We start from the raw sequence: 668 nt of genomic DNA on the forward strand, positions 1-668 counted from the left end.
CGCGCCGTTCACCACCCCGGAAACCACACCACTACTCACCTTCGCCGGCCAGGCCGCCCTCGCCATGGAACTCGACGAACAGCGCACCGCCGCGGACGCGCGCCGTTCACCACCCCGGAAACCACACCACTACTCACCTTCGCCGGCCAGGCCGCCCTCGCCATGGAACTCGACGAACAGCGCACCGCCGCGGAACAGGTCACCCTGCTCAAGGACCACGACCGCATCGCCCGCGACCTCCACGACCTGGCCATCCAGCGGCTGTTCGCCATCGGCATGACCCTCCAAAGCACCGTCCGCTTCGTCGACCACCCCGAGGCAAGCGAGCGCCTGCTGCGCGCCGTCGACGACCTCGACGAGACCATCAAGATCATCCGCTCCACCATCTTCGGCCTACGACCCAAGGCCCCCACACCCGGTCGGCAGGGACTGCGCACACGCACCGTCGCGACCCTGGAAGAAGCCTCCCGCACACTGGGCTTCACACCCTCCCTCCACATGGAGGGCCTCCTGGACACCGACGTACCACGCGAACTCGCCGACCACGTCCTGGCCGCGCTCGGCGAAGCGCTCAGCAACACCGCCCGCCACGCCCACGCCGACACCGCGGACGTGGCCCTGACCCTGCGCCACCGACAGCTGACCCTCACCGTCACGGACAACGGAGT

Annotated in this window: 1 protein-coding gene; it reads left to right on the forward strand. The window is 69.2% G+C overall.

Features of this window, described 5'->3' with window-relative positions:
• A partial coding sequence (locus ACFVFQ_RS38795; protein WP_383425432.1) for a sensor histidine kinase occupies positions 1-668 on the forward strand: 668 nt, incomplete at both ends.

The organism is Streptomyces sp. NPDC057743 (assembly GCF_042798755.1).
GTDB lineage: Bacteria > Actinomycetota > Actinomycetes > Streptomycetales > Streptomycetaceae > Streptomyces.